The organism is Streptomyces sp. MJM8645, assembly GCF_001625365.1.
Lineage (GTDB): Bacteria > Actinomycetota > Actinomycetes > Streptomycetales > Streptomycetaceae > Kitasatospora.
The window spans coordinates 2810491-2833890 of sequence record NZ_LJJF01000001.1 but is presented as its reverse complement, the minus strand read 5'-3'; the positions used below and the strand labels follow the sequence as shown (position 1 = coordinate 2833890).

At 72.6% G+C, this 23400-nt stretch carries 18 protein-coding genes; 8 read left to right on the top strand and 10 right to left on the bottom strand.

The genetic code is table 11. The features are described from left to right. Positions 1-73: 73 nt before the first annotated feature. Positions 74-4813: a hypothetical protein gene (locus tag A6F73_RS43990; protein ID WP_063347783.1), complete on the bottom strand. Its 4740-nt coding sequence runs from the start codon at positions 4811-4813 to the stop codon at positions 74-76. Between the two features lie 498 nt (positions 4814-5311). Next, on the bottom strand, positions 5312-5755 hold the full coding sequence (gene mce, locus A6F73_RS11970; protein WP_063347782.1) for a methylmalonyl-CoA epimerase: 444 nt from the start codon (positions 5753-5755) through the stop codon (positions 5312-5314). A gap of 301 nt (positions 5756-6056) precedes the next feature. On the opposite strand from mce, the gene A6F73_RS11965 reads away from it, so the two are divergent. Both A6F73_RS11965 and meaB read left to right on the top strand, forming a co-directional pair. Next, entirely contained in the window at positions 6057-7265 is a 1209-nt protein-coding gene (locus tag A6F73_RS11965) for an acetyl-CoA C-acetyltransferase (protein ID WP_063347781.1), read from the top strand. Between the two features lie 79 nt (positions 7266-7344). Then, positions 7345-8301 (top strand): methylmalonyl Co-A mutase-associated GTPase MeaB, encoded by a 957-nt coding sequence (meaB, locus tag A6F73_RS11960; RefSeq protein WP_063347780.1) that lies wholly within the window; start codon positions 7345-7347, stop codon positions 8299-8301. Positions 8302-8362: 61 nt separating this feature from the next. On the opposite strand, the gene A6F73_RS11955 is transcribed toward meaB, so the two are convergent. From A6F73_RS11955 to A6F73_RS11935, 5 genes are all read right to left on the bottom strand, one after another. Next, on the bottom strand, positions 8363-8878 hold the full coding sequence (locus A6F73_RS11955; protein ID WP_079135623.1) for a MarR family transcriptional regulator: 516 nt from the start codon (positions 8876-8878) through the stop codon (positions 8363-8365). 39 nt (positions 8879-8917) lie between these two features. Further along, the gene (locus A6F73_RS11950) at positions 8918-9727 is read right to left on the bottom strand and encodes an AIM24 family protein (RefSeq protein WP_063351133.1); all 810 of its coding nucleotides are present in this window, start codon (positions 9725-9727) and stop codon (positions 8918-8920) included. Between the two features lie 221 nt (positions 9728-9948). Beyond that, positions 9949-10599 (bottom strand): AIM24 family protein, encoded by a 651-nt coding sequence (locus tag A6F73_RS11945; protein ID WP_063347778.1) that lies wholly within the window; start codon positions 10597-10599, stop codon positions 9949-9951. Then, positions 10599-11237 (bottom strand): AIM24 family protein, encoded by a 639-nt coding sequence (locus tag A6F73_RS11940; RefSeq protein ID WP_079135621.1) that lies wholly within the window; start codon positions 11235-11237, stop codon positions 10599-10601. The genes A6F73_RS11945 and A6F73_RS11940 overlap by 1 nt, the downstream gene beginning before the upstream one ends. Positions 11238-11317: 80 nt before the next feature. After that, on the bottom strand, positions 11318-12115 hold the full coding sequence (locus A6F73_RS11935) for a DUF2127 domain-containing protein (protein ID WP_063347776.1): 798 nt from the start codon (positions 12113-12115) through the stop codon (positions 11318-11320). A gap of 242 nt (positions 12116-12357) precedes the next feature. Between A6F73_RS11935 and A6F73_RS11930 the strand changes: the two genes are divergently transcribed. Beyond that, entirely contained in the window at positions 12358-12738 is a 381-nt protein-coding gene (locus A6F73_RS11930) for a DUF3817 domain-containing protein (RefSeq protein ID WP_063347775.1), read from the top strand. Positions 12739-12842: 104 nt separating this feature from the next. Here the strand turns inward: A6F73_RS11930 and A6F73_RS11925 are convergent, their stop codons facing one another. Both A6F73_RS11925 and A6F73_RS11920 read right to left on the bottom strand, forming a co-directional pair. After that, positions 12843-14471, bottom strand: a complete 1629-nt coding sequence (locus A6F73_RS11925) for a M4 family metallopeptidase (RefSeq protein ID WP_063347774.1) — start codon at positions 14469-14471, stop codon at positions 12843-12845. A 416-nt stretch (positions 14472-14887) separates the two neighbouring features. Beyond that, positions 14888-16525 (bottom strand): M4 family metallopeptidase, encoded by a 1638-nt coding sequence (locus A6F73_RS11920; protein ID WP_063347773.1) that lies wholly within the window; start codon positions 16523-16525, stop codon positions 14888-14890. A 493-nt stretch (positions 16526-17018) separates the two neighbouring features. On the opposite strand from A6F73_RS11920, the gene A6F73_RS11915 reads away from it, so the two are divergent. The 3 genes from A6F73_RS11915 to A6F73_RS11905 all read left to right on the top strand — a co-directional run bounded on the left by A6F73_RS11915 (position 17019) and on the right by A6F73_RS11905 (position 19846). Further along, complete coding sequence (locus A6F73_RS11915; protein WP_063347772.1) at positions 17019-17558, top strand: MarR family transcriptional regulator; 540 nt, start codon at positions 17019-17021, stop codon at positions 17556-17558. 77 nt (positions 17559-17635) lie between these two features. Next, complete coding sequence (locus tag A6F73_RS11910) at positions 17636-17977, top strand: DUF3817 domain-containing protein (RefSeq protein WP_063347771.1); 342 nt, start codon at positions 17636-17638, stop codon at positions 17975-17977. A gap of 183 nt (positions 17978-18160) precedes the next feature. Beyond that, on the top strand, positions 18161-19846 hold the full coding sequence (locus A6F73_RS11905) for a methylmalonyl-CoA mutase family protein (RefSeq protein WP_063347770.1): 1686 nt from the start codon (positions 18161-18163) through the stop codon (positions 19844-19846). 60 nt (positions 19847-19906) lie between these two features. Here the strand turns inward: A6F73_RS11905 and A6F73_RS11900 are convergent, their stop codons facing one another. Next, positions 19907-20596, bottom strand: a complete 690-nt coding sequence (locus A6F73_RS11900; RefSeq protein ID WP_079135619.1) for a TetR/AcrR family transcriptional regulator — start codon at positions 20594-20596, stop codon at positions 19907-19909. 365 nt (positions 20597-20961) lie between these two features. Between A6F73_RS11900 and A6F73_RS11895 the strand changes: the two genes are divergently transcribed. Together A6F73_RS11895 and A6F73_RS11890 are read left to right on the top strand one after the other, a co-directional pair. Beyond that, a complete protein-coding gene (locus A6F73_RS11895; RefSeq protein WP_063347769.1) occupies positions 20962-21954 on the top strand; it encodes a tetratricopeptide repeat protein in 993 nt (330 codons plus the stop codon). 719 nt (positions 21955-22673) lie between these two features. Beyond that, positions 22674-23336, top strand: a complete 663-nt coding sequence (locus A6F73_RS11890) for a DUF6230 family protein (protein WP_063347768.1) — start codon at positions 22674-22676, stop codon at positions 23334-23336. Positions 23337-23400 lie beyond the last annotated feature (64 nt).

Genomic DNA, 23400 nt, shown 5'->3' with positions numbered 1-23400 from the left:
GTGGTTGAGGGAATCCTGACACGGTACCGGAGTGTCGACGGCGAGATGCCGTCGTCCCGCGGACAATGTCCGCTCAATCGGGTGGTGCGTTCTTGGAGCGATTGCCACCCGACCGGGGGGAACCAATTCCGGCACCCGCCTTGGCACCCCCGTCCTTCTTGGTGCTGCTTCCCCCGTTGGTCTGGGCGACCGGTGCCGGTGCCTCGAACGCCTCCAGTGCGGACAGCACGTCCTGCACCCTGGAGATCTCGGTGTTGATGTCCTTGCGCCGCCGCACCAGCTCGTCCAGCTCGCGCCGGCCCTCGTCGGTGACCCGCTTCGCCTCGGCCTGCGCCTCGGCGAGCAGCCGTTCGGCCTCCGCCTTCGCCAGCTCGACCTGCTCGTCGGCGCTGCGGTCGGCGTCCTGCAGCCGCTTCTCCGCCTCGGTGGCGGCGTTCTCCAGCCGCTCCTCGGACTCGGCCTCGGCCGACTGGAGCTTGGCCTCGGCCTTGACGATCAGCGCCTCGGCGCGGCTGGTGGAGTCGGAGAGCTTGGTCTCCGCCTCCTTCAGCAGCCCCTCGGCCTTGCGGACGGCCGAGATCCGGACCTTGCTGGCCTCCGCGGACGCCTCCGAGGTGAGCTCGCCCGCGCGGTCCTCGGCGGCCGCGACCAGGGCCGCCGCCCGGTCCTCGGCCTCGGCGACGGTGGCCACCGCCTGCTCCTCGGCCTCGGTCAGCTGCTCCTGAGCGGCCGTCACCAGCGCGTCGACCCGCTCGCCGGCCGACTTCATGGCCGCCGCGTTCTCCTTGCGGGCGCGCTCGTGCAGCGCCTCCACCTCGGCGTCGGTGCGCTCGCGCAACTCCTCGGCGCGCTCGCGGATCGCGGTGGAGTCCCGGCGGGCCTCGGCGAGCAGCGTGTCGGCGTCGGAGCGGCCCTTCTCCACCTCGGCCTGGCCGGCCGCCTCGCCAGCGGCGACCAGCCGGTCGGCCTCCTTGCGGGCGGCGGCGACCATCGCGTCCGCCTGCTCCTCGGCGGCGGCGGTGGTGGCCAGTGCGGTGGTCTGGGCGTCCTCGCCGAGTGACTCGGCATCCGCGAAGGCCTTCTCCAGGACGGAGTTGGCCTGCTCGCGGGTGGCCTTGTCGAACTGCTCGGCGGCCTCCCGGGTCTCCGCGTCGTACGCGTCGGCGCGGCTGTGGGCGGCTGCGTCGTACTCGTCGGCGAGGGTGCGGGTGGCGAGCGCGTACTCCTCGGCCTCGGCGCGCAGGGCGGCGGCCAGCTCCTCGGCGTCGGCGACCAGGCCGGCCGAGCGCTCGTCGGCGGCGGCCATCGTCCGGACGGCCTGGGCCTCGGCGTCCGCGCGCAGCTGCCCGGCGCCCTCCCGGGCCGCGTGCAGCACGGCGTCGGCCTCCGCCCGCAGGTGCTCGTCGTAGGCCTGGGCCTCGGCGCGCTGATGGCCCAACTCGGCCTCGTGGGCCTCGCGTTCGGCGGCCAGCTCGCGGTCGGTCAGCTCGCGCAGGGCGGTGGTCTCGGCGTCGGCGAGTTCGCGCAGGGCGGTGGTCTCGGCGTCGGCGAGGGCCCGCTGCTCGGCGGTCTCGCGCTCGGCCAGCTCGCGCAGTTCGGCGGCGGCCTGCTCGGCCCGGTCGCGGACCTCGGTGGCCTCCCGCTCGGCGGCGGCCTTCCGCTCGGCGATCTGCTCGGCGGCGGCCTCGTGCATGCCGGCCACCGACTGGCGGACCTCGGCGGCCTCCTCCTCGGCGGCCTCGACCAGGGCGGCGCCCTCGACGCCGGCGGCGGTGACCAGCTCCTCGCCGTCGACCCGGGCCTGCTCCAGGACGGCGGTGGCCTCGGCCCGGATGCCGTCGGCGGTGGCGCGGGCCTCGGACAGCTCGCGGCCGGCCTCGGCGCGGACCGTCTCGGCCTGCTCGGCGGCGAACGCCAGCTCGGCGGCGGCCTTCTCCCGTACGGCCTTGGCGTCCCGGGCGGCCTCGGCCCGGCGCTGCTCGGCGGCGCTCCGGGCGCCCTCCAGCAGTTCCTCGGCTTCGGCCCGCTGGGCGGTGACGTGCTGCTCGGTCGCCTCGCGCTGTTCGGCGGTCTCGCGGTCGGCGAGGGCGCGCAGTTCGGCGACGTGCTGTTCGGTCGCCTCGCGCTGTTCGGTCGTCTCGGCGGTGGTGCGTTCGGTGAGTTCGGTGGCGGCCTGTTCGGCCTTGGCCCGGACGTCGGCGGCGTACGCCTCGGCGGCGGTGCGCTGTTCGGTGGTCTCGCGGTCGGCGAGCTCGCGCTGTTCGGCGGTCTCGCGTTCGGCGAGGGCGCGCAGTTCGGTGACGTGCTGTTCGGTCGCCTCGCGCTGTTCGGCGGTCTCGGCGGTGGTGCGTTCGGTGAGTTCGGTGGCGGCCTGTTCGGCCTTGGCCCGGACGTCGGCGGCGTACGCCTCGGCGGCGGTGCGCTGTTCGGTGGTCTCGCGGTCGGCGAGCTCGCGCTGTTCGGCGCTCTCCCGCTCGGCGAGGGCGCGCAGTTCGGTGCTCTCGCGTTCGGCGAGGGTGCGCAGCTCGGTCGCGGTCTGCTCGGCCTGCTCGTGGGCGGCCTGGGCGGCGGCCAGCTGCTCGGCGGTCTCCTCGCGTTCGCGGTGCAGCCCGGCGGCGGCCTCTTCGTGCTCGCGCCGGCTCTCCTCGCGCAGCGCGTTCGCGGCGGCCTCGGCCTCGCTGCGGGTACGGGCGGCCTCGGCGTCGGCCTCGGTGCGGACGCGCTCGGCGTCGGCCACCGCGGCGTCCCGGACGGCGTTCGCCTCGGCCTGCGCATCGGTGCCGAGGGCGGTCGCGGCGGCGTTCGCCTCGGCCCGGACCCGCTGGTCGAACTCGGTCGCGTCCCGGCGGAGTTCGGCGGTCTCACGCTCGGCGGCGGCGCGGTTCTCGGCGGCCGCGGCCTTGGCGGCGGCGAGGGCGTCCTGGCCCTGCTGCTCGGCGGCGGTGGTGGTCTTCTCGGCCTCGCTACGGGCCCGGGCGAGGGTCTGCTCGGCCCGGCCCTGGGTCTCGGCGGCCTGTTCCTGGGCCTGCGCGCGCAGCCGCTCGATCTCCCCGGCGGCGCCCGCGCGCAGCTCGTCGGAGTCGGCCTTGGCCCTGGTGAGCAGTTCCTCGGCGTTCTTCGCCGACTCCTCGATCTGCACGACGGCCTGGCGGCGGGCCTCGCCGCGCACCCGGTCGGCCTCGGCGGCGGCCTGGGCGCGCAGCTCCTCGGCCTCGGCCCGCAGCCGGGCCGCCTCGTCCTGCATCTGCTCGATCCGCTCGCGGATCGCGGCGGCGTCGTCGAGGGCGGCGTTCTGGGCCTGCTCGACGGCGGCCTGGGCCTGCTCGCGCAGGCGCTGTGCCTCGGCGGCGGCCTCGGTGCGGATCCGCTCGGCCTCGGTGGCGGCCTCGGTGCGGGCGGTCTCGGCGTCCTGGTTGGCCTGGCCGAGCATCTCCTCGGCGGTCTTGGCGGCCTTGGCGAGCTGGACGGTGGCGTCCTTGGCGCCGGTCGCCCGGCCCTCCTCCTCGGCCGCGTGGCGCAGCCGCTGGGCCTCGGCCTCGGCGTGGGCGCGCAGTTCGGCGACGTCCCGGTCGGCCTGGGCGCGCAGTTCGGCGATCGCGGCCTCGGCCTCGGCGCGCAGCTCGCCGGCCACCGATTCGGCGGTGGCCCGCAGCCGTTCGCTCTCCTCGGCGGCGGCGGCCTTGGCGGCCTCCGCCTCGGCCTGCCTGGTGGTGGCCTCGGCGCGGATCGCCTCGGCCTCCTTGGTGGCGTGGGCGACCATCCGGGCGACCTCGGCCCGGGCGGTCTGCGAGCGCTGCTCGTTGGCGGCCTCGCCGTCGGCGGCCTTGCGTTCGGCGGCGGCCTCGGCGTCGGCCTGGAGCTGTTCGGCGGCCTGTTCGGCCTGGGCCCGCAGCTCGGCGGACTCGCGGCGGGTGCGTTCGGCCTCGGCGATCGCCTCGGCACGCAGCCGCTCTATCTCGGCCTGGGCGTGGGCGAGCTGCTGCTCGGCCCGGATCTGCTCGGCGGAGGCCTGCTCCTTGAGCCGGCCGATCTCGCCCTTCGCGACGGCGAGCTGCTGCTCGGCGGCGGCGTGCGCGGCGGCCAGCTGCTGCTGGGCCTCGCCGCGGGCGGCGTCCACGTCGGCGGCGGCCTGGGCGCCGGCCTGCTGGGCGTGCTCGGAGGCGGCGCGCAGCAGGCGCTCGGCGTCGCTCTGGGCCCGCTGGATGGCGGCCTCGGCGGCGGCCTGGGCCTCGCCGCGGGCGGCGTCGACGTCGGCGGCGGTCTGGGCGCGGGCCTGGTCGGAGAGCGCGACGGCCTCCGCGCGGGCGGCGGCGACCATGCGCTCGGCCTCGACGCGGGCGTCCTGGAGCAGGCGCTGGGCCTCCTGCTCGGAGCCGGTCCTGGTCTGCTCGGCCCAGCCGTTGACGTGCTGCTCGGCGGTGCGGCGCAGCTCGGTGAGCTCGTCCTCCAGCTGGCGGCGGCGGGCGGTGAGCTCGGCCTCCAGTCGGGCGGTGCGCTCGGCGGCCTCGGCCATGATCCGCTGGGTGGCGGCCTGGGAGTCGCGCAGCTGGCGCTCGGCGTCGGCGCGCAGCTGCTGGGCCTGCATCTCGGCAGTGCGGAGCATCTGCTCGGCCTGGCCGGAGACGGCGTCGAAGGCGCGCGGTTGGGCGAGCATGCGGCGGGATTCGTGCAGCTTGGCCCGGAGCACCTCCACCTGGTAGGCGAGGTCCTCGGCATGCTCGGCTGCCTTGTCCCGCTCCTTTCGAGTCCGACCCATCTCGGCCTCGAACTGGGAGAGGTGATCGTCAACCTCGTAGCGGTCGTTGCCCCGCACTCCGCGGTCCCATCCATCTCCTGGTCGCGTCCTCGACCCGGCCGGTCCAGGGCACCCGTTGTCCGGGTACTGGTCCGACTGGCTCCTTGCATCCGCAGCCGGTGGACGGCCCGCCGGTCAAGCCGGGGCCGCCCGCCGCGGTCGTCGGAGCCCTGGGCGTGGAAGCGCGGTGATGCCGCGTTCCCCCGTCCGGGTGGACTCCTGGGCGAACTCTTGCCTTGTGGAGAATGGTGACAGATCAGTGTTGCGACTGTTCAGCCGTGCCCGCGTTGTGGACTCCCCTGCGACGGGCCGGCCACCGCTGGGTGGACGGGCCTGTCATCGGCCGTGCCCGTCGCCTCCGTCCCCCGGAGCCTTCGCGCACCTGGGCATTGTAGTGGGAGCGCACTGCGGGGGAATGGCCGCGTGGTGGTTTTCCGGCTGTCGGACGAGGTTACTGACGGGTCATGACCGGTGATTCGGGGGTGCCGCCCGGTCGTGGGCGGCACCTGGCGGGGGTCAGTGGGCGTCGTGGGGGCCCGGTTCGGCGGAGGTGACCAGCTCGGTCAGGACGCCGCCGCAGTCCTTGGGGTGCAGGAAGGTGATCCGCGAACCCATCGAGCCGATCCGGGGCTGGTCGTAGAGGACCCGCACGCCCTTGGCCCGGACGGCCTCGGCGTCGCCGTCCACGTCGGCGGTGCCGAAGGCGATGTGGTGCACGCCCTCGCCGTTCTTCTCCAGCCACTTGGCGACGGTCGAGTCGGGCCGGGTGGGCTCCAGCAGCTGGAGGTAGGAGGCGCCGCCGTCGCCGGTGTCGTTGATCTTGAGCATGGCCTCGCGGACGCCCTGCTCCTCGTTGACCTCGGTGTGGAACACCTCGAAGCCGTAGGTGGCGCGGTAGAACTCGACCGTCTTGTCGAGGTCGCGGCAGGCGATGCCGATGTGGTCGATACGGGTCAGCACGGCGACCTCCGGGGGCGGGTTGGGTACCTCGGGAACCAGGTGGCACCAGTGCAGCGCATCGCTGCTGACCGGCGCCAGCGCCGGACGTGCGAGTCTGCTCACACGCCGGGGGTTGCCCCGGGCCGCACGCCGGGGGCTCACCCGGGGCGGGCGCCGGGGTTCACCCGGGCCGCGTTGACACGGTGTTGACTGGAAGGTGCCAGTGCGCTCGATCACACCGTCGCTCCGGTGACGGGCGGGTAACAGGTCAGTACATTGAGCGCATCCTCACCTGGCCACGACGTGCGAAGGGGCTCGTCCCATGACCAACACCACCTCTGTGATCGTTGCCGGTGCGCGGACCCCGATGGGTCGCCTGCTCGGTTCCCTCAAGGGCTTCTCCGGTGCCGACCTCGGCGGCTTCGCGATCAAGGCCGCGCTGGAGCGGGCCGGCATCACGGGTGAGCAGGTCCAGTACGTGATCATGGGCCAGGTGCTGCAGGCCGGCGCCGGCCAGATCCCGGCCCGCCAGGCCGCCGTCCGGGCCGGCATCCCGATGAGCGTCCCGGCGCTCACCATCAACAAGGTCTGCCTCTCCGGCCTGGACGCCATCGCGCTGGCCGACCAGCTGATCCGGGCCGGCGAGTTCGACGTCGTGGTGGCCGGCGGCCAGGAGTCGATGACCAACGCCCCGCACCTGCTGCCGAAGTCCCGCGAGGGCTACAAGTACGGCGCGATCGGGATGCTCGACTCGATGGCCCACGACGGCCTCACCGACGCCTACGAGAACATCCCGATGGGCGAGTCGACCGAGAAGCACAACACCCGGCTGGGCATCGCCCGCGAGGTGCAGGACGAGATCGCCGCGGCCTCCCACCAGCGGGCCGCCAAGGCGCAGGCCGACGGCGTCTTCGACGCCGAGATCACCCCGGTCGCGATCCCGCAGCGCAAGGGCGAGCCGGTGCTGTTCGGCCAGGACGAGGGCATCCGCGCGGACACCACCGTCGAGGGCCTGGCCAAGCTGCGTCCGGCGTTCGCCAAGGACGGCACGATCACGGCCGGCACCTCCTCGCAGATCTCCGACGGCGCCGCCGCGGTGGTCGTGATGAGCAAGGCCAAGGCCGAGGAGCTGGGCCTGAGCTGGATCGCCGAGATCGGCGCGCACGGCAACGTGGCGGGCCCGGACAACTCGCTGCAGTCGCAGCCGTCCAACGCGATCAGGCACGCGCTGGCCAAGGAGGGCCTGGAGGTCTCCGACCTCGACCTGATCGAGATCAACGAGGCGTTCGCGGCCGTCGCCCACCAGTCGACCAAGGACCTGGGCGTCTCCTCGGACATCGTCAACGTCAACGGCGGCGCGATCGCGCTCGGCCACCCGATCGGGATGTCCGGCGCCCGCGTGGTGCTGCACCTGGCGCTGGAGCTCCAGCGGCGCGGCGGCGGGGTCGGCGCGGCCGCGCTGTGCGGCGGCGGCGGCCAGGGCGACGCCCTGATCGTGCGCGTCCCCAAGGACGCCAGCCCGAAGGCCTGATCAGCTGACATGCCTTCGGGGCTGCGGACCGCCACGCGCGGCGCCGCAGCCCCGAAGGCATCCGCGCTAGGAGCTCCCGATGATCGATGTCGCCACGCTGGTCGAACAGGCCCGGGCGGGCCGGCCGCGGGCGGTCGCCCGGCTGATCACGCTGGTCGAGAACGCCGCCCCGCAACTGCGCGAGGCGATGGCCGCGCTCGCGCCGTACACCGGGCAGGCCTACACGGTGGGCCTGACCGGCTCGCCCGGGGTCGGCAAGTCCACCTCCACCTCGGCGCTGGTCTCCGCCTACCGGCGGCTCGGCAAGCGGGTCGGGGTGCTGGCCGTCGACCCGTCCTCGCCGTTCTCCGGCGGCGCGCTGCTCGGCGACCGGGTCCGGATGCAGGACCACGCCACCGACCCCGAGGTGTTCATCCGCTCGATGGCCACCCGCGGCCACCTCGGCGGGCTGTCCTGGACGGCCCCGCAGGCCCTGCGGGTGCTGGACGCGGCCGGCTGCGACGTGATCCTGGTCGAGACCGTCGGGGTGGGCCAGTCCGAGGTGGAGATCGCCGCCCAGGCCGACACCACCGTGGTGCTGCTCGCCCCCGGCATGGGCGACGGCATCCAGGCCGCCAAGGCCGGGATCCTGGAGATCGGCGACGTCTTCGTGGTCAACAAGGCCGACCGGGACGGCGCCGACGCCACCGCGCGCGAGCTCAACCACATGCTCGGCCTCGGCGAGGCCCGCGGGGCGGGGGACTGGCGCCCGCCGATCGTCAAGACCGTCGCCGCCCGCGGCGAGGGCGTCGACGAGCTGGTCGAGGCGCTGGAGAAGCACCGCGCCTGGCTGGAGGAGCACGGCGAACTGGCGGCGCGCCGCCGCCGCCGGGCCTCCGACGAGATCGAGGCGATCGCGCTGGCCGAACTGCGCACCCGGATCGGCGACCTGCGCGGGGACCGCCATCTGGCCGGCCTGGCCGAGCGGGTGGTGGCGGGCGAACTGGACCCGTACGGCGCGGCCGACGAACTCGTGGCCGGCCTCACCCGCGCCTGAGGACGGTGCAGGGCCGGCCCCCGGTGGGGCCGGCCCTGGTGTGCTGGGGGGCGGCGGTGCGTCAGGCGCGGCCGCGGAGGCCGCGCAGGTGTTCGGCGACCGGGGCGAGTGCCTCGTACATGGCGTCGAGCTGCTCCTGGGTGAAGCGGTCGATGAAGTGGGCCCGGACGCTGCGCACGTGGTCGGGGGCGACCCGCTGCATGGTGTCCCAGCCGTGCTCGGTGAGGTGGGCGTAGAGGCCGCGGCGGTCGCCGGGACACTCCTGGCGCAGCACCAGGCCGGCGTTCTCCATCCGGGTGATCTGGTGCGAGAGCCGGCTCTTGGACTGGAGGGTGGCGGTGGCGAGGTCGGTCATCCGCATCCGACGGTCGGGGGCCTCGGAGAGCACGACCAGGATCTCGTAGTCGTTGATCGCCAGGTTGTGCGGCTGGAGTTCGCGGCTGAGCTGGTACTCCAGCAGCTTGGCGACCTCCAGATGGGCGCGCCACATCCGCTGCTCCCTGGCGGTCAGCCAGGGAGTCTCCTCCTCGGGCTGCGACGGAGGGGTGTCCGCAGTGTTGATCGTGTGCGTATCCATGGGCTCAGCATACCCTATTTAGTTCAATATTGTACAAGTTTACAGGCCGAAACGTCGCCCCAGATCGCCCAGATTGCCGAGGCCCGGCACGTTGAGGTTGCCCCCGCCGTGGCCCGACGCCGCCGGCTGGGACGGCACCCCGCCCACCGGCACGCCCGCCTCGGCGTCCACCTGGCCCACCGACCGCTCGGCCATCAGCTTCTCGCTGGACTGCAGCAGCACCTGGCCGGCGCCGATGAACTCGAACTGGTGCTCCTCGCCGGAGGCCCCGCCCAGCCCGGTCAGCCGCCGGATGCCGCCGATCAGCCCGTGCATGTAGTCGTGGTCGTAGTGGTGGCACGGCGCCGGGCAGTCCGCCCAGCCGACCAGCGCCTGCGGGTCCACCCGGATCGGCGGCTCGACGAAGTGCACCGGCCCGTTGGAGGCGGCGACGAACTTCCCGGTGCCGATCAGGGTCAGGAAGCCCGGGATGATCGACTGCTTGAGCCGCAGCGACGGGTCGAAGGCCAGCAGATTGCCCGAGCGGACGGTCAGGTTGCCGTCGTCCAGGTCGTAGGAGTTGAGGTCGAAGGCCCGGTCGGCCAGCAGCAGCTTGCCGCGGCCCTGGGCGACGACCCAGTCCGCCGCGTGCATCGGCGAGTTGAAGTGCTGGCCGATCACCCGGTCCAGCATGCCGGCGCCGACGCCCTTGAAGGTGATGTCGCCGTAGTAGGCGACCATCTTGCCCTTCTGCAGGAAGTACGAGCCGTTCAGGTCGACCGAGTAGGCGTACGGGTTGACGTTGTCGTTCACCGGCAGGCTGTACGCGTCGTGCACCACCGGGCCGGAGCCGCCGTGCGCGTTCGGCAGCGGGGCCTGCGGGCCGCCGAACTGCTCCTGGGCGTAGGCCTGTTGGGGCTGCTGCGGGGGAGGCGGCGGCGGGTAGCCGCCCTGCTGGGGGTAGCCCTGCGCGGGCGGGTGGCCCTGGCCGGGCGGCGGCGCGTAGCCCGGCGGGGGAGGGGCGGCGAAGCCGGGCTGGGTCGGCTGGTCGTACGGCGACTGCCCGTACGGCGGCTGCGGCGGGTAGGACATCAGAGCTTCTCCTCGCTCGCCTGGACGTACACCGCGCCCTGTCCGGACAGCTCCAGCTGGAAGGCCTCGCCGGAGCCGCGGCCGATCATGTCGCGCCAGCCCAGCGCCGTGGACAGCTTGTTCTGCACCTGGCCGCGGTGCGCCACGTACGCCTGCGGGTCGACGTGCACCGGCTGACCCGGGACGATCGGCAGCTCGAAGACGCCGCCGTGCGCCATCACCGCGACCGAGCCCTTGCCGTCCAGCTGGGTGGTGAACAGGCCCTGGCCGGTGACCTGGCCGCGGACCATGCCCATCACCCCGCCCTGCGAGCCCATGAACATGGTGGACTGGCGCAGCGTGCCCTCGAAGGCCAGCAGCCGGTCCGCCTCGACGTACAGGGTGTCGCCGGCCAGGTCGATCACGTGCACGTGGTGGCCGCCGTGGCCGAACATCACCCGGCCCTGGCCCTCGACGGTCATCAGCGGGGTGTCCTCGTTGGCCACCCGGCGGCCGATCATCGACATCACACCGCCCTGCCCGCCGGTGATGTTCGGCGTGAAGCGGACGTCCCCGGTGTACGCGAGCATCGCGCCGCGCTGGCTGAACAGCCGCTGCCCGGGCAGCACCACGGCCTCGACCATCTTGCCGTTGATCTTCGTGAAGCCCATCAGACGTCGCCCCCGATGGTGACCTTCTCCGACGGCTGCACGTACACCAGGCCCTCTCCGGTGAACTCCACCTGGACGGCCTCGCCGCCGCCCTCGCCGATCACCGTGGTCCAGCCCGCGCCCGACTTCAGGCTGCGGTGCAGGCTGCCGGTGTGCGCCACGTAGGCGCCCGGGTCCACCCGCAGCGGCTGGCCCTGGCCGACCCGCAGGATGATCGCGGGCCCGTTCGAGGTGACGGCGGCCCAGCCGTGGCCCTCCACCTTGGTGGTGAAGAGGCCGTTGCCGGAGGACATGCCGTTGAGTCCGGTGAAGGTGGTGCCGGTGCGCAGCGAGCCCTCCGTGCAGAGCAGGTTGTCCGCCTCGACGAACAGCGTCTCGCCGTTCAGCCGGACCAGGTTGATCTCGGTGGCCTTGTCGGCGAAGTAGCAGGTGCCCTGGCCCTTCACCTCCATGACGGTCATCTGCTCGCCGGTGAGCCGGCGGGCGACCATGCCGCGCAGGCCGTCCCCGCCGCCGGTCAGCTTCTTGAAGCTCATCTGGCCGGTGTAGGCGACCATCGAGCCGTGTCTGGCCTTGACGGCCTCGCCGGCCAACTCGACGGCGAGTACCCGGGATCCCTGGAGTCTGAACTGTGCCACGGCCGCAATCTAGCGGGCGCGGCCGGTGCAGGGGGAGGGGCGGGGGCGGAACTGGTACCGGTCTGCGACAAACGCGCCGGTCACGCCCGCGCGTGCGCCCCCCGAGCGGCGTGCGGGACGGCGCCGGCCGCCTCCTCGACCTCCAGCAGCGAGGCCGAGTGGCGCTCCGCCTCGAAGGCCACCACACCGCCGCGCAGCCCGAACAGCCGCTTGGACAGCATGATCCAGAGCACCGCGGCGATGTTCAGCACCAGCGTGCCGATTTTCACGGCGCTGACGTGCTCGCTCAGCTCGTAGCCCTCCAGCGGCAGGAAGGCGGCGGTGGCCACGACGGTGAGGTACTCGGCCCAGCGCCTGCCCAGCCAGAGGCCGACCGCCTCGACGATCTCGATCAGCGCGTAGGCCACCAGCGCGCCCGCGACGATCAGCAGGGTGCTCTTCTTGTAGTCGAAGGTCTTGCGGATGGTGTCGACGATCGGGGAGTGCTCGAGGTCCCAGTGGAAGTGGTCGGTGACCGGCCGGAAGACCGACAGGTTCTCGTCGAAGACCCGGTGCACGGCGTCCTGGCTGTTGGAGAACTTCCAGACGGCCCAGGCCACGATGATGATCAGCAGGCCGCGCAGCACCCGCTCGATGGCGAGGAAGCGCAGGATGAAGAGGTCCCGCAGCGCCTTGCCGCGCGGCACCAGCGGGGCGTCCTGCGCCGGGCCGGAGCCGTGCGGGGCGCCGAGCGCGAAGTCGCCGCAGCGCAGGCAGCGCCAGGCGTCGCCGAGGGCGGTCGCGGCGTGCAGCCGGGCGGCCAGCTCGGGCTCGGTCGGTGCGTAGGTGGTGTGGCCGCGCTTGGCGCAGGTCCTTCGGTCCCAGTCCCGCTTGAACATGTGGTCGCTACCCCCGGTCGTCCGATGTCTACGGCGCCCGGTGCGTCGGGCGCGGGCAGCAGGATAGGGGCAGCGGGTGACGGGCCGGCGCGACCCGCCGGGTTCTGGCGCACAGCTGTGACACGGACACGACGGCCGTGGGGTCGGGCGCGACGGCCGTGGCGCCGGGGCCGGACACGGCGGCTGTGACGTCGGGCACGGTGCCCACCCCGGCCGGGGCTTCGGACAGGTGCTCGGTGATAATGGCCGGAAGGCTTGTGAGTCGCTTCACAAGCAGGCCCGCCGCCGACCCCCGTATTGAGGTACCCATCGTGAACAGCAGCGCCGTCCACCGCCTGCGCCTGGTCTCCGGCCCCGAAGGGGTCTCGTTCATCCTGCTGCTGATCTGCTCCGTGCTGAAGCGGACCACGTCCTTCGACGGCGTCCCGGTGATGGGCATGGTCCACGGGATCCTGTTCATCCTGTACGTCGTCTTCTGGATCCAGGCCTGGCAGGCGCAGAAGTGGGACGCCAAGCGCGGCGTGCTGCTGTTCGTCCTCTCGGTGCTGCCCACCGGCGGCTTCTTCGCCGAGCGGATGCTCGCCAAGGAGGAGCGCGGCGAGCTGAAGCCGGCCACCGCGTAGGGACGAACCCCCACTGCGCGACGGTCGACAGGCTGCCGCGGCCTCCTCTCCCAAAGGGCCGCGGCAGCCTGTCGCCGTTTCTTACCGGGGGTGGCTAGGGGTGGCTAGTTGACGTTGACGCCGCTCCACGCGGCCGCCACGGTCTTGTACTCGGTGCTGGTGGCGCCATACAGGTCGGTCGCGGCCTTCAGGGTCGCCGTGCGGGCGGCCTTGTAGTTGGTGGTGGAGGTCATGTAGACGGTCAGCGCGCGGTACCAGATCGCGGCCGCCTTGGTCCGGCCGATGCCGGTGACCGTCGAGCCGTTGGAGGTCGGGCTGTTGTAGCTGACCCCGTTGACCACCTTGGCGCCGCTGCCCTCGGACAGCAGGTAGAAGAAGTGGTTGGCGATGCCCGAGGAGTAGTGGACGTCGAGGTTGCCGACGCCCGAGTACCAGGAGTCCGCGGAGTTGCCGTCCTTGGAGGGCTTGTCCATGTAGCGCAGCGGCTTGCCGTTGCCGAAGATGTTGAGCTTCTCGCCGATCAGGTAGTCCGGCGGGTCCGCGGGCAGGTTGGCCGACCACTCGACCATGGTGCCGAAGATGTCGGAGGTGGCCTCGTTGAGGCCGCCGGACTCGCCGGAGTAGTTGAGGTTCGCCGTGGCGGAGGTGACGCCGTGGGTCATCTCGTGGCCGGAGACGTCGATCGCGGTCAGCGGGTTGGTGTTGCCGGAGCCGTCCCCGTACGTCATGCAGAAGCAGGAGTCGTCCCAGAACGCGTTGACGTAGTTGGAGCCGTAGTGGACGCGGCTGGCGGCGCCGACGCCGTTGTTCTTGATGCCGTTGCGGCCGAAGGTGTTCTTGTAGTAGTCCCAGGTGGCCGCGGCGCCGTACTGGGCGTCCACGGCGGCGGACTCGCGGTTGGAGGCCAGGCCGTTGCCCCAGGAGTTGCTGGTCTTGGCGAACAGCGTGCCGTTGCCCGAGGTGGCGCCCTTGAGGTCGGTGGTGGACTGGCCGCCGCGCGTGGCGTCCTTCAGCGAGTAGGTCGAGCCGCTCTGGGTGGTGGTCAGTGTGACGGTGCCGACGTTGACGCCCTTGCCGGTGCCGGTCGCGGTCTGCACCTGCTCGCGGGTGGACAGCACCTCGCCGGTGGCGGCGTCGGTGACGACCTGCTGGCTGCTCGGGGTGCCGTCGGCCCGCTCGCCGCGGACCACCGTGCGGTGGGCCAGCCGCGGCGCGCCGTCGGCCGCCCACACCACCAGCTCGGCCGCGCCCGCGCCGTCGACCCGGCTGAGCGCCGCCTCGTCCTCGTCGGCGGCCGTTCCGACGGTCGCCCGCACCGCGGCGGTGGCCCGCTCGGCCGCCTGCCCGGCGGCGAGGCCCGGGGCCAGGCTCGGCAGCGACAGGCTGCCGTCGAAGGCCCGGTCGACCGAGTCCACCGAGCCGTCGGCGCGCTGGTGGACGACCAGGTCGCCGCCGAGCACCGGCAGGCCGGCGTAGGTCCGCTCGTAGCGCAGGTGGCGTTCGCCGTTGGCGTCCGCGACGACGTCCTTGACCACCAGCCGCTCCTGGCCGCCGAGGGCCAGGGCCTGGGCGACCGGGCTGCTCTGCCCGGCGGCCACCGCGAGCAGCGCCGCGCGCTGCTGCTCCGGCGACGGGGCTGCGGCCTGGGCGGCGGGGACGATGGCGATCTGGATCACGCCGGCGAGCAGGGCGGTGGAGGAGAGTACGGCGCCGGCTGTCAGCTTTCGCTTCACGTGCGGGGGTTCCTTCCACGAAACCGCGTGTGCGCGCGGTTGCGCCGCGTACCGGGGCGCCGGGGTTGGCGCCGTTGGGGCGGTAGGGCGCGGACGTGCTGCTCCCGTGCGGTACCTGACGATCCGTCGATGGGTGGGGGTGACGGATGTCGGACGGGGCTTGGGCAGAAGCATGACAATCGATGGCAGGAAATGACAGACCACGGACAGGAATTGGCCGGGATCCGCCAGTGCTGGTGCGGATGGTTCGGCTGCCGCCCAGTGCCCGCTACGGGCGGTTCGTCCGGCTGGCGGGACTTCGCCACCCGGGGAGCGGAGCGGGCATGCGGGGGAGGGTAGGCGCGCAAGGGGGTGTGCGGACGTCCGGGACCGCCTTCCGCGGAGGCCCCGGACGCCCTGTCACCGTGCGCCGTACGTCAGTTGACGTTGACGCCGCTCCACGCGGCCGCAACCGCCTTGTACTCGGCGCTGGTGGCGCCGTACAGGTCGGAGGCGGCCTTCAGGGTGCCGGTGCGGGCACTCGCGTAGTTGGTGGTGGAGGTGAAGTAGACGGTCAGCGCGCGGTACCAGATCTGCGCGGCCTTGTCCCGGCCGATGCCGGTGACGGCCGAGCCGTTGGAGGTCGGGCTGTTGTAGCTGAAGCCGTTGATGCTCTTCGCGCCGCTGCCCTCGGACAGCAGGTAGAAGAAGTGGTTGGCGATGCCCGAGGAGTAGTGGACGTCGAGGTTGCCGACGCCCGAGTACCAGGAGTCCGCCGAGCCGCCGTCCTTGCTGGGCTTGTCCATGTAGCGCAGCGGGCTGCCGTCGCCGTTCAGGTTGATCAGCTCGCCGATCCAGTAGTTCGGCGGGTTGGAGGGCAGGTTGGCGTAGAACTCGACCATGGTGCCGAAGATGTCGGAGGTGGCCTCGTTGAGGCCGCCGGACTCGCCGGAGTAGTTGAGGTTCGCCGTGGCGGAGGTGACGCCGTGGCTCATCTCGTGGCCGGCCACGTCGATCTCGGTGAGCGGGTGGGTGTTGCCGCTGCCGTCGCCGTAGGACATGCAGAAGCAGGCGTCGCTCCAGAACGCGTTCACGTAGTTGGAGCCGTAGTGCACCCGGCTGGTCGCGCCGACGCCGTTGTTCTTGATGCCGTTGCGGCCGAAGGTGTTCTTGTAGAAGTCCCAGGTGGCGGCCGCGCCGTACTGGGCGTCCACGGCGGCGGACTCGCTGTTGGAGGCCAGGCCGTTGCCGAAGGCGTTGGTCGAGTTGGCGACCAGCGTGCCGGTGCCGGAGGTCTTGTTCTTCAGGTTGACGGTCGACTGGCCGCCGCGGGTGGCGTCCTTCAGCTGGTACGAGGTGCCGCTCTGGGTGGTGGTCAGCGGGACGCTGCCGACGAAGACGCCCTTGCCGGTGCCGGAGGCGGTCTGCACCTGCTCGTGGGTGGACAGCACCTGGCCGGTGGCGGCGTCGGTGACCAGCAGCTGGCTGCTGGGGGTGCCGTCGGCGCGCACGCCCTCGACGGTGGTCCGGTACGCCAGGCGCGGGTTGCCGTCGCTCGCCCAGACCACCAGCTCGGCCTTGCCGGTCTGGTGCACGGCCGCCAGCGGGGACTCGTCCTTGTCCGCGGCGACGCCGACGGTGGCCTGGACGGCGCCGGTGGCCTGCGCGGCGGCCTTGTCGGCCGGGATCTGCGGGGCCAGGCTCGACAGGCTCAGCTGCGCGGAGACCGCCTTGTCGACCGACTGCACCGCGCCGCGGGCGTTCTGGTGGACGACCAGGTCGCCGCCGAGCACCGGCAGGCCGGCGTAGGTGCGCTCGAAGCGCAGGTGCCGGGTGCCGTCCTGGTCCACCACGGCGTCCTTCGCCACCAGTTGCTCCTGGCCGCCGAGGGCGAGGGCCTTCGCCAGCGGGCCGGACTGGCCGCCCGCCAGGGCGAGCGCCGCCGCGTGCTGCTCGGCGGCCTGCGCCTGCGCCGCGGGGATCGGGCTGGCCTGGGCGGCGGTGCTCACCTGGACGACGCCGGTGAGCAGGGCGGTGGCGGAGAGTACGGCGACTGCTGCGAGCTTTCGCTTCACGGACGAGTCCTTCCGGGTAACCGCGTGTGGGCGGTCGCGCCTCGTCCCGGGGGCCGGGGTCGGCACCTGAGGGGCGGGACGGGCGCTGACGTGCGGACCCCGTGCGGTCGAGCGGCGAGCCACCGGTGGGTGGGGGTGGTGGCTACCGGACGGGGTTGGCGGAAAGCATGACAATCGAGCAAATCAAATGACAGGTCTTGCTCATGAATTGGCCAAGTCCCGCCAGCCGGAAGGATTGTGAACGGGCGGACAAAAGGTGCGAATCACCCTGCCTTTCAGCGGGTTACCATCCGAACCGAGGCCTGATAGTGCGGCTGCGGACCGATCGGCCGTCAACTCCGCTGCGCCCCGCTCCCGTTGCCGTGCATTCACACCGGTGCAATGTCCTGGTATGGACCTGGCCGCCCTTTTGGCGGGTTCCCGCCACGCGTCGCGCTTGTCCACCATCAGGACGGCTGGTAGCACCCGTCCCGTCCGCCGGTACGGTAAGGAGGTGCCCAAGCCCCTAGCCCTCGACTTCGACCCGATCGCCCGCGCCGACGAGCTCTGGACCCGCCGCTGGGGCGGGGTCCCCTCGATGGCGGCGATCACCTCGATCATGCGAGCCCACCAGATCCTGCTCTCCCGGGTCGACGCGGTGCTCAAGCCGTACGGGCTGACCTTCGCCCGGTACGAGGCGCTGGTGCTGCTGACCTTCAGCCGGACCGGCGAGCTCTCGCTGTCCAAGATCGGCGAGCGGCTCATGGTCCACCCGACCAGCGTCACCAACACCGTCGACCGGCTGGAGCGGGCCGGCCTGGTCGCCCGCCGCCCCAACCCGCTGGACGGCCGCGGCGTGCTCGCCGCGATCACCGGCCGCGGCCGCGAGACGGTCGAGGAGGCCACCCGGGAACTCATGGCGATGGAGTTCGGGCTGGAGGAGTACGACACCGAGCAGTGTCGGCAGGTGTTCGAACTGCTCAGGCCGTTGCGGATCGCCGCCGGCGACTTCACCGACGACCGGGGCGAGGGGGCTGCGCCGGAGCGGCCGTGAGGACGGCTACCCTCGTGGGAGCGGTGCGCGGATCCGGGCGTACCGGTCGATCCCTGCCGAACGAGGCGATGAAGAGTATGAAGGCGACCCCCCTGCTGGGCTGGTACCGGGCCCTGGCCATTGCGACCGGTGTGGCCCTGCTGGTGTTCTGCGGCTTCATGGTCGCGAAGTACGGCTTCGACGCGGCCGAGGACCTGACCACGTACGTCGCGATGCTGCACGGCTACCTGTACATCGGGTACTTCGTGGTGACCTTCCTGCTCGGGCAGAAGCTGAAGTGGCCGCTCGGCCGGATGATCCTGACCCTGGCCGCCGGCTGCATCCCGTTCGCCTCCTTCGTCTTCGAGCGCAAGGTGGTCCGCGAGGCCGCCGAGCGGCTCCCGGCCGGCGGCGACGCCCGCCAGCCCGCCGGCGTCTGATCCGACGCCCCGGCGAGTGCCCCTTCCCCCGCGGGGGAAGGGGCACTGCGCGTTTTTGGCCCCCGGCGTTTCGACCCCGGCATCCATCGACAGCTACTAGGACGCCCGAGTAAATTAGTAGGACGTCCTAATAGCTGTGCCGCCCCGGTGCCGTGGCGGCCGTACGGAGCGGAGTTCGGGGTCATGGACGCCGAGGAGATCGAGCGCGGACGGCAGCGCTGGCAGCAGCGGTACGACAGCGCCCGCAAGCGGGACGCGGACTTCACCACCCTGTCCGGCGACGAGGTCGAGCCGATGTACGGGCCCGCCCCCGGGCAGGCCGTCGAGGGCTTCGAGCGGATCGGCTGGCCGGGCGAGTACCCCTTCACCCGAGGGCTGCACCCGACCGGCTACCGGGGCCGCACCTGGACCATCCGCCAGTTCGCCGGCTTCGGCAACGCGCAGCAGACCAACGAGCGCTACCGGATGATCCTGGAGGCGGGCGGCGGCGGCCTCTCGGTCGCCTTCGACATGCCCACCCTGATGGGCTACGACTCCGACGACGCCAAGTCGCTCGGCGAGGTGGGCCACTGCGGCGTCGCCATCGACTCGGCCGCCGACATGGAGGTGCTGTTCAACGGCATCCCGCTCGGCGAGGTCACCACCTCGATGACGATCAGCGGCCCGGCCGTCCCGATCTTCTGCATGTACCTGGTCGCCGCCGAACGCCAGGGCGTCGACCCGGCGGTGCTCAACGGCACCCTGCAGACGGACATCTTCAAGGAGTACATCGCCCAGAAGGAGTGGCTCTTCGCCCCCGAGCCGCACCTGCGGCTGATCGGCGACCTGATGGCGTACTGCGCCCAGGGCATCCCCGCGTACAAGCCGCTGTCCGTCTCCGGCTACCACATCCGCGAGGCCGGGGCGACGGCCGCGCAGGAGCTCGCGTACACCCTCGCCGACGGCTTCGCCTACGTCGAACTGGGCCTGTCCCGGGGCCTGGACGTGGACGTCTTCGCGCCCGGCCTGTCCTTCTTCTTCGACGCGCACCTGGACTTCTTCGAGGAGATCGCCAAGTTCCGCGCCGCGCGCCGGATCTGGGCCCGCTGGATGCGCGACCGCTTCGGCGCCAAGACCGACAAGGCGCAGTGGCTGCGCTTCCACACCCAGACCGCCGGCGTCTCGCTGACCGCGCAGCAGCCGTACAACAACGTGGTCCGCACCGCCGTGGAGGCGCTGTCCGCGGTGCTCGGCGGCACCAACTCGCTGCACACCAACGCCCTGGACGAGACCCTGGCGCTGCCCTCCGAGCAGGCAGCCGAGATCGCCCTGCGCACCCAGCAGGTGCTGATGGAGGAGACCGGCGTCGCCAACGTGGCCGACCCGCTGGGCGGTTCCTGGTACGTCGAGGCGCTCACCGACCGGATCGAGCAGCAGGCCGAGGCGATCTTCCAGCGGATCCTCGACAAGGGCCGCGAGGACCACGGGATCGGCCCGATCACCTCCGGCATCCTGCGCGGGATCGAGGAGGGCTGGTTCACCGGCGAGATCGCCGAGGCGGCCTTCCAGTACCAGCAGTCGGTGGAGAAGGGGGACAAGCGCGTGGTCGGCGTCAACTGCCACCCGCGCAGCGTCACCCCCGAACTGGAGATCCTGCGGGTCAGCCACGAGGTCGAACGCGAGCAGGTGCGGGTGCTGCGCGAGCGCAAGGAGGCCCGGGACGAGGCGGCGGTGCGGGCCGGGCTGGACGCCATGCTGGCGGCCGCGCGCTCGGGCGAGTCGATGATCCCGCCGATGCTGGACGCGGTGCGCGCCGAGGCGACCCTGGGCGAGATCTGCAACGCGCTGCGCGAGGAGTGGGGGACGTACCGGGAGAACGCGTCCTTCTAGGACGTGCCGGTGGGCCGCCCCGTACGGAGCTTCTTCGTGCGGGGCGGCTTCGCCATGCGCTCAGTCGCCCAGCAGGCTGGGGAAGGGGCCGAGCAGCAGGTTGGTGAAGCGGCGGGTCCAGTCGGCGGTGATCGGCTCGCCGCTGACCAGGACGCGGTGCTCGACCGTCCCGGCGATGGTGTCGAAGATGATGTCGATCTCCTCGCGGGCCGTCCGCGGGTCGGCGTCCGGGGCGAGTTCGCCGCGCGTCTGGGCGGCCGCCCGGCCCTGCCGGACCAGGCGCTTCTGCGGGTCGACGATGGCCTCCCGGATCCGGCGGCGCAGGTGCGGGTCGCGGGTGCCCTCGGCGAACAGCGCGAGCAGCGCGGCCTGGGTCTCGGGGCGGGCCAGCAGGTCGGCGAACTGGGCGACCACCGCCTCGATGTCGGCCCGCAGGCTGCCGAGGTCGGGCATCACCAGGTCGTCGAAGAGGCTGGCGACGGCGTCCACCACGAGTTCGTTCTTGGACGGCCAGCGGCGGTAGAGGGTGGTCTTGGCGACCTTGGCGCGGGTCGCGACGTGGCCCATGGTCAGCCCGCCCCAGCCGAGTTCGGCGAGGGCCTCGCGGGTGGCGTCGAGGATGGCGCGGTCGGCGGCGGCACTGCGCGGGCGCCCCTTGGCCCTGGTCGTGGCACCCGCCGAGGGGGCGGGGCCGTCCGCGGTCTCCGGGCCCGTGACGTCCGGGTTCGCGGGGGGCTGGGGGGCCGGCAACCGGGCCTCCTTGCGCTCTACTGGTGAGTAACATGGGTGGGGCTGGTAACGGTAGCGGCTGTTCGCCCGTTCGGGCAGCCGGGCCGCCCCGGAAAGTGGGGCAGGTCACGTCGCGGAACCGCCGGTGGGGCTTGCGGCCGGGACCCCGGCTCCAGTTACGCTACGACTCGTAGCGAAAGCAGTGACAACCAGGCGCCGCACCCGTGGGACGGGGCGGCGCGGGCGCGGGTGGGGATCCGCGCCGAACGGTTCAGGCTACCGGGGGAGGGCCACCGCGCCCGGGAATCCGCGCCGCGCGGCCCGCGCGGGGCGACTTTCCCGAGGTTGGTTGCCCGCAGGCGGCGCGGACGGGGGAGGATGGTGCCATGCAGCCACGGAATTCGCGTCTCAACAGCTCCGCCCTGCGCGGTGCGGTCGACCTCGCCGCAGTGAAGGCAGCCGGCGAGGCTGCCCAGAAGGCCGAGCAGGCCCGGGTCGAGCGGGCCCGCCAGGCGGCCGCCGACGAAGCGGCCGGAGTCGCCCCCGAGCAGTCCGCCTACGCGCTCGTCATCGACGTCACCGAGGACACCTTTGAGTCCGAGGTCGTCCAGCGCTCCACCGAAGTGCCGGTCGTCATCGACTTCTGGGCTGAGTGGTGCGGCCCCTGCAAGCAGCTCAGCCCGATCCTGGAGGGCCTGGCCGAGGAGTACGCCGGCCGGTTCGTGCTCGCCAAGATCGACGTGGACGCCAACCCGCTGATCTCCCAGCAGTTCGGCATCCAGGGCATCCCGGCCGTGATGGCCGTGGTGGCCGGCCAGTTGGTGCCGCTGTTCCAGGGCGCCGAGAGCGCGGCCAACGTCCGCAAGGTGCTGGACCAGCTGATCCTGGTCGCCGAGCAGCGCTTCGGCGTGGTCGGCGGCGCCGGGGCTCCGGGCGAGGCGCCGGACGCCGCCCCGCAGCGGCCGGAGGACCCGGCCCTGGCCGCCGCGCACGACGCGCTGGACAGCGGCGACCTGGGCGGCGCCGTCCAGGCCTACCGGAACGTGCTGGCCGACCAGCCGGGCAACACCGAGGCCAGGCTGGGCCTCGCCCAGGCCGAACTGCTGCAGCGGATCGAGAGCGTGGACCCGCAGGCCGTCCGCGCCGCGGCCGCGGCCGACCCGAAGGACGTCGAGGCCCAGCTGCGGGCGGCCGACCTGGACCTGGTGGGCGGTCACGTCGAGGACGCCTTCGGCCGGCTGGTGGACACCGTCGGCCGGACCGCCGGTGAGGACCGGGACGCCGCCCGGCTGCGCCTGCTGGAGTTGTTCGAGGTGATCGGCCCGGAGGACCCGCGGGTCACCGCGGCCCGCACCGCGCTGGCGCGCGTGCTGTTCTGACGCCCCCTCCGGTCCGGGCCCGGCCGGTCCCGGGCGGATCCTGGCACGGCGGATGACCTGCGGTGTCGCCGGGTGATTTGGCGACAATCCGGTCAACCGGACAGAGGTTTACCAAATCTTGACAACACCCGTGGACAGTCACACTTGGTGACTGTCCACGGGTGTTTCATTCGTGTTTCCGGCGGATTTCTTCGTCACGTTTCCTTCATGACGTCACGCACGGTGCATGCCACGCCGATTCCGTGGTCAACGCCGTCGGGTGTTGCATTACCCGTCAGTAAGGAACCTCTTGTGCTTCGCCCGGGATTCGAGCACGATCGGCGACGCCCGGTCCCTGACTCCACACCCTCCGATCCGGTCGGCCACGTGGAGCGCGGGATCCCCACCGGGTGATCCGCCGGCCCCGGTCGGCGGTAGGGAGGGCAGGGGGGTATCCGCGGTCCCACGGCGGTTCCTGTCCTTCGACCGGCCGCGCGGCCCTGCGCGGTCGCTGGTTGTCGCTCGGGGGTGATCGCCGATGTCGTCGGTCCTGCCCGCCGCCCCGCAAGGACGGCCGGTGGAGGGACGGGAGTGCCGCTGTGTGCCGGCCGCTCCCGCGTCCGACGACGCCCAAGGCGCTCTCCGCTACCGAGGACGTAGCTCTCTCCCATCCCAGTCCCCCACCGGCGCGGGCGCGCCGCCGGGGAGCCGGAGATGTACGTCCTAGAAGGAGGACTCGCATGTCCCAGACCTACGGCAAGACCCGCTGGAAGCGCTTCGCCCTGGTGATGGTGCCGAGCATCGCGGCCACCGCGATGGTCGGCGCCGCCATGGCCAACAACGCGCTGGCGGCTTCGTTCAGCGTCTCCGGCCAGAGCTTCAAGGTCACCACGCCGGAGCTGCACGGCAAGAACTTCGCCCAGTTCGGCTCGATCGACGCCGAGGTGAACGGCACTCCGCACCCGGTTGCCGTCTCGGCCTTCGACGAGGCCACCATCAAGGGCCTCTGCCAGTCGGTGGTGACCGACCCCAACGTCATCCCCGGCCTGCCGTGGAAGCTGCCCAAGATCGTCCTTCGCCTGGAGGCGGGCAACAGCGACGACGTCAAGAAGCAGGTCTACGCCAAGAACCTGCTGATCGACCTCGACCAGCTGAACGCGGACGCCGAGTTCACCAACATCAACATCGGCCAGGACGCCTCGACCCTCAAGGGCGAGGCCACCCAGGGCTGGAAGTCCAAGCTCGGCGGCCTGCCGTCCGGCGCGACCGGCTTCGCCCAGGCCGCCGACAAGGCCGACCTGTACAACGTGCAGCAGACCGCCTGGGCCACCTCGGCCGGCACCTTCAAGCTCCCCGGCCTGAAGCTCGCGCTGCACACCGACGGCACCGGCGAGTGCTACTAGGCCGTTGACGGGCGGCGGACCGGGCCCGGTCCGCCGCCCCGACGGCACCTGAGGGACCGGTGGC